General features: G+C 57.1%; 6 protein-coding genes and 4 pseudogenes. 4 read left to right on the top strand and 6 right to left on the bottom strand.

All coding sequences use genetic code 11. The annotated features are described in order from the left end of the window. Window positions 1-112: pseudogene (locus DUT91_RS24415) on the bottom strand (IS630 family transposase); the annotation flags it as partial. Between the two features lie 331 nt (window positions 113-443). On the opposite strand from DUT91_RS24415, the gene DUT91_RS25680 reads away from it, so the two are divergent. Together DUT91_RS25680 and DUT91_RS24410 are read left to right on the top strand one after the other, a co-directional pair. Continuing rightward, window positions 444-800, top strand: a complete 357-nt coding sequence (locus DUT91_RS25680) for a hypothetical protein (protein WP_147272287.1) — start codon at window positions 444-446, stop codon at window positions 798-800. Window positions 801-806: 6 nt separating this feature from the next. Further along, window positions 807-1,649 (top strand): phosphatase PAP2 family protein, encoded by an 843-nt coding sequence (locus DUT91_RS24410; RefSeq protein ID WP_114442984.1) that lies wholly within the window; start codon window positions 807-809, stop codon window positions 1,647-1,649. Here DUT91_RS24410 and DUT91_RS27040 read toward each other — a convergent pair. The 3 genes and pseudogenes from DUT91_RS27040 to DUT91_RS27630 all read right to left on the bottom strand — a co-directional run. Beyond that, complete coding sequence (locus DUT91_RS27040) at window positions 1,578-1,844, bottom strand: hypothetical protein (RefSeq protein ID WP_245419994.1); 267 nt, start codon at window positions 1,842-1,844, stop codon at window positions 1,578-1,580. The genes DUT91_RS24410 and DUT91_RS27040 overlap by 72 nt on opposite strands. 141 nt (window positions 1,845-1,985) lie before the next feature. After that, window positions 1,986-2,369: pseudogene (locus DUT91_RS24400) on the bottom strand (transposase); the annotation flags it as partial. Between the two features lie 146 nt (window positions 2,370-2,515). After that, window positions 2,516-2,692, bottom strand: a pseudogene (locus tag DUT91_RS27630) (ISL3 family transposase); the annotation flags it as partial. Window positions 2,693-2,933: 241 nt separating this feature from the next. Between DUT91_RS27630 and DUT91_RS24390 the strand changes: the two are divergent. Both DUT91_RS24390 and def read left to right on the top strand, forming a co-directional pair. After that, window positions 2,934-3,500, top strand: coding sequence for a chorismate mutase (locus DUT91_RS24390; protein WP_114442982.1), 567 nt, complete (start codon window positions 2,934-2,936; stop codon window positions 3,498-3,500). 110 nt (window positions 3,501-3,610) lie between these two features. Further along, a complete protein-coding gene (gene def, locus DUT91_RS24385) occupies window positions 3,611-4,120 on the top strand; it encodes a peptide deformylase (protein ID WP_114442980.1) in 510 nt (169 codons plus the stop codon). A 237-nt stretch (window positions 4,121-4,357) separates the two neighbouring features. Here the strand turns inward: def and DUT91_RS27625 are convergent. Continuing rightward, window positions 4,358-4,708: pseudogene (locus DUT91_RS27625) on the bottom strand (type IV secretory system conjugative DNA transfer family protein); the annotation flags it as partial. Window positions 4,709-4,825: 117 nt separating this feature from the next. Continuing rightward, window positions 4,826-5,044, bottom strand: a 219-nt coding sequence (locus DUT91_RS26455; protein ID WP_210207972.1) for a hypothetical protein, incomplete at its 5' end; no start/stop codon positions are given.

The raw sequence follows: 5,044 nt of genomic DNA, 5'->3' as shown, positions 1-5,044 counted from the left end.
CGATAGCTGTTGAAACGCCAATCCCAAATCGGGCCGCTGCTGAGCGCGCCGACATGCCATCCCGTGACGCAGCCAGAACGCTACGAAGATCATCACTGAAAGCTCGCGTCATATTGCCTCCGACCAATCACCAGTCGGGGCGATGGAACCAGAGTTCGGCCAACAAGGGAATCCTTAACGCGATTCCGCGTTCAGCGGACACGCTCTAGGTATATCTCCTTACAAATAGCTGATGCTCAGCGCCGATGCGACCCAGGTCAAAACGCTGAAAGCAACCCCTCTGCGAGCTACAAATAGGGGTGCCGGCGCCCCTTTTTATTGGCCACAACCTGGGTATTCTTGGACCCATGGCACATGGACACATGTCGTGGATAGTGCGCCGCTATGAAAGATCGAGGCCAAAATACGGTTAGACGAATGCAGGTCAACCAAGGAGAAATGACATGCGTGAACTGACTTTAGAGGAAATGGCCATCGTCGTTGGCGGTGGCGGTAGACTTGATTCAGGTGATCACAGCGATGCCTATAGCGGCGGACGCGGGTCCTCTTCTGGTGCGCAATCTCGTGGCAAGGGCGCGGGAGTAGGTACCGGATTTGGATACAGCTTCAATGATCAAGTTGAAGCATCGAAACTGCCGGGCAATAACCCTGGATGGAAAGATTCTATTTTAGGGCGTTTCACAGATGCACTGGGACGCATTTACCAAGGCGGAGGAACCCCGGATTCAACGGGTTATACAGCTATGGGTGGCGCTCTGGTATGCGCCACCGCCGGGTGCCTTCCCTTCCAAAGCGGGTGATAATCCATGCCCTCCAATCATTTCGCGGCAGCCACGGCGCGCACAGATTTGCCAACGGGGTTCCGTGATGGTTCCAAACGCGGCGAATGGATAACATTGTATGACGGCTATAAAGTCATTCCTGTCGTCAGGCGTTTCGATCTTCAGCCGTGGCATCTCGCATTGCTCTTGATCGGCGTCATCTCAATTCTACCCATCGTTGCCCTGGTCGATCCGATTGCTGTAAACCATAAAGAGCAATGGCCGGTGTGGCTTCAAGGAGCCGCTGCTCGAACAACCCATTTCGGCAAGGGGCACTGGTGGCTCATTCCGGCCGGACTCATTGCCATCGGCGGCACGGTCGCCGTGCGGCGCTTCAAGGTCGATGATCCACAGACCACCGGGATCGTGGCTTATAGCTGGCTCTTTGTCATCACGGCCGGCGGAGTGTCGGCCTTCTCCGCGTTGCTGAAGTACCTCATTGGGCGCGCAAGACCGGCCCACTTTCAGGAACTCGGCCCACTGCATCTGAACCCCTTGCCGTTCGTGTCCGACACCACCCTGCTTCTGAATGCCAGCTTCGCTAGCTTTCCGTCAGGCCACTCGACGATGGTAGCCGCCGCCTGCACTTTGATTGCGATGCGATGGCCCCGGCTTCGGATGGCTGTCCTGGTGCTCGCGCTATGGCTGGCATTCACCCGCGTAGTCGTCGGTGCGCACTATCCTAGCGACATCATAGCAGCGCTCTTGCTGGGATCGTTCGGCGTCATTCTCGTGAGCGCGCATTTCCCCTCAAGGCTAGTATCCAAGCTGATGGGTAGCCGAGCGAAAGAGGTGCCGGTCACGGGACAACAGGGCAACATCGCCTAGCAGGCTGTTGAAGAAGTCTCGGGTTTCCTTGGGTATCGCCTCATCGCCATTGTGGTATGCGAACGCGATCTCGACCGAGCCGTCATCGAGCAATTCGGCATGCCCGTCGCCCGATACCTCGTCCATTTCGTCAAATCCGAACCATGTGAATGAGATCGTGGACTGGCTGTAACCGAGATCGAGCGTGTCTTGCATTGCTCCGAAGGTGATTTCGCCCCGGGCCACTCGCCCCGATGGAGATTGCGGCGGGCTGGACCAGATCGAGATAATCACGACCCCATAGATTGCTCTCGACGATCCGCCAGCGGCCAATCAAGCGGCAGCGAGAGGCCGCGCTCATGATGGCACCGCCATCAGTTTGGGCAACCGCACCAGGTTATAAGCGGCGGCTGCAAAGGTGAATGCTCATCCGACACGGTCACAACCACGCAACTTCGTCTTCTCCTGCCCAGCAACGATCTTGATCCAGCCGAATGCCTCCTCAATACGCTTGCGGATGCGCAAGCTGACACCATGCCAGAGTGGCGCGTCGTGCGGCCGTCAATCGCCGAGCCGCGTCCCTTGGCATTCTGCCGCCACATGCGGCGTCACCCTCATCGAGCGTAACTCGTTGACGAAGTCCTGCGTGTCATACGCCTTGTCGGCACCCAGCGTGATTGCACGCGGCCGATCGGCGCGAGGCTCGATCATGTGCAATGCCGCGACCCTTTCAGCATATCCCGCTCGCCTCCGTGAGACAGGCATGAAAGACCTTGTCCTCGTTATCTCCAAAATACTTGAGGCCGAGCTTGCCGTCGATCGTTTGCGAGTGCACGGTTCGGTCGTGCGCGATAAAGTGGACGAAATGCGAGCCCTGCAAGTCGGCACTCGCCGCGCACGATCTGGCGGACGAGCTTTCGGCTGTGGCCGGTGCGGCGCACGATCTCCTTGATTGGGATGCCGCCCGCAGCGAGCTTCATGACGGCAGCGTTCGTCTCCTCACGCCGCAGAAAGCCTTCATACTGCAGCCTCTCCGCCCAGGTGAGCAGTTCCGGACTGACCTTGCCGGTCCCGATTGCAATCGCCCGCATCCCGGGCCAGACATATACCCGAACAATGCTGCATCTTCGCGGTGAGGCGGCCGGAAAATGGTTTTGTTCACGCAAAATAGGGGTGATTGCCCCCCTTTTTCGCTGCTCTTGTTAATTGGTATGCAGACGTTCGGTATGGCTGGATTCAGCACTTACTAGCGACGGCGGAATGCAGCGTGCAGCGACAGGATCAAAAACATAAGAGGAATAAGGCATGCGAACGCGACCAAGTAGAAGGATATTGTGGTCCATATTTCTGATGGGGACCTTTCTATCGCCTACGCCCTTACGAGCCGAGGCTGCCCCCGATGCCTTGGCGCCATTGATCGACGCTATTGCACAGCGTCTTGCCATCGCCGATCAGGTTGCGTTGAGCAAATGGGATAGCCATGTGCCCGTGGAGGATCCAAAGAGAGAACAAGCTGTCCTGGCTGCCGTATCCCATCAGGCGCCGCGCTTCTGGCTTGAGCCCGATCGGGCGCAGCGCTTCTTCTCGGCGCAGATCGAGGCGAACAAGCTCGTCCAGTACGGGCGGCTGTGGCAATGGGTGCAGGCGGGGAAAGCACCTTCCGGGCCGCGTCCGGATTTAAAGGAAATCCGTTCGCAACTGGATCAATTGCAGGGCGTATTGCTTGAGCGCATTGCGGGGTTCGATCCGTATCGCACGGATGCGCAGTGCGACCGATGGGTCACCTCAACCATCGCCCATGCTGCTGTCGATGATCTGCATCGCTGGGCTCTTGTTCGTGCGACAGGCGGACTTTGCGCTAGCCCCAAGTGATCAATGCTCGCGTTCAGGAAAGCCGTTCCTCATGGCCAATCCGCTCGGCAGCGGAGCGGCCGCGCGACCAATCCATTACAGTACCAATCCGTCAACCAGCGAGTATTCCCATGGCTGAATTACCCATTGTGAAATATCCCAATTCCCTGTTGCGACAGCTTTCGAAGCCGGTAGACCGGATCGACGATGACGTGCGCGCATTTGCATGCGATATGCTGGACACGGTATACGCTGCAAACGCAGTGGGGCTCGCTGCGGTTCAGGTCGGCAACCTCTTGCGTCTGATGGTGGCCGACGTTTCCTACCGTGACGGCGAGCCGGCCCCTTACATTCTCTTCAATCCAGAGATCACTGAGTTATCCGATGAGCAGAGCACATATAATGAGGGATGCCTGTCGGTGGGCGACGTTCGCGCATACGTCACACGCTTTGCCAGGATATCGGTCAGATATCTCGATGTCGAAGGCAAAGAGAATAACCTAACGGCCGATGGGCTGCTCGCGACCTGTATTCAGCACGAGATTGACCATATGGACGGCATATTGTTTCTTGACCACCTCCCCGCCGAGGAACGCGAGGCCATCATCAGCCAGATTCCAGCGAGACCGGAAGCAGTCTGACTGCTCAATGAGCAAGCCTCACCGTAAGCGCATCATAGGGCGCGCTGAAATTTGCGCACGTATCATAGCCCTATATAGACGTCCGAATGTCTATAATACCTCCACTGCCGTTGTCCGGTAGTGGAGGTATTTTTGTTTTTCGCATGGACCGATCCTGCCAAGCCAAATGTCTTGCCTCAACGACAGACGGTTCCACCAATTTGCTTCGCAAATCGGCTTCCCCATCTGCCCTTCGGGTCGCCCACGGGCGGTCATTGACCCAAGTCCTTCGCGCATCTGGCCAAGCGACTGAAACAGCATCAGCAAAGTGACGCCATACTTGCGGCCGGCGTCACGTGCTGTTTCGATAATCCGCATATAGCCGAGGCGGGCCGCTTCATTGAGAAGGAACAGCGCGCGTTCGTTGATATCGCCATTCCGGTTATAGATGCCGATAATCACGCGGGCCATGCACGGGTGGTTATCGAGCGTGGAAAGATCGATGTTGATGAACACCGTTGTCGATCCATCGGCAATGTCGTCGATCCGGAATGTGCTGCCGGACACAATGGCCGAATAGTTCACGTAAGAGAGCCAGTGCGTTTCCTTATCAAGAATGATGCGTTTCGGCACCTGCCGGAACGACGCGTAGTAAAGGTCAACCATCGCCTGGCCCCTGGTGACCAGGTACCATTTCCGCACCAAGGGTTGGCGCGAGATCGGTATTTATGTCTCAGCCAACGCTCCCTTTTCCAGAAGACGACATGGTCGATGCGCCAGGATGTATTCCCACGCCGCGCCATCCCGCTTGGCTGGCAGATAACGTAAAGAATCTTTCGCACTTTCAGATTTGACGGCTCCTTCTACAAAAACGGAAGGAGCGAAAGGATGGACGACGAGAAGGATGCTGTGATGGGTCAGGTGATCCGGATCGACGAAGCGCGG

The sequence above is a fragment of the Paramesorhizobium salinisoli genome, from assembly GCF_003335045.1.
Taxonomy (GTDB): domain Bacteria; phylum Pseudomonadota; class Alphaproteobacteria; order Rhizobiales; family Rhizobiaceae; genus Paramesorhizobium; species Paramesorhizobium salinisoli.
The sequence above is the reverse complement of the archived record's forward strand: the minus strand, read 5'-3'. Positions and strand labels throughout refer to the sequence as shown.

Excerpts from the sequence above, each read along its gene's own strand:
- DUT91_RS25680 (WP_147272287.1), top strand. The coding sequence starts at position 444 with ATGCGTGAACTGACTTTAGAGGAAATGGCCATCGTCGTTGGCGGTGGC.
- DUT91_RS24410 (WP_114442984.1), top strand. The coding sequence starts at position 807 with ATGCCCTCCAATCATTTCGCGGCAGCCACGGCGCGCACAGATTTGCCA.
- DUT91_RS27040 (WP_245419994.1), bottom strand. The coding sequence starts at position 1,844 with ATGCAAGACACGCTCGATCTCGGTTACAGCCAGTCCACGATCTCATTC.
- DUT91_RS24390 (WP_114442982.1), top strand. The coding sequence starts at position 2,934 with ATGCGAACGCGACCAAGTAGAAGGATATTGTGGTCCATATTTCTGATG.
- def (WP_114442980.1), top strand. The coding sequence starts at position 3,611 with ATGGCTGAATTACCCATTGTGAAATATCCCAATTCCCTGTTGCGACAG.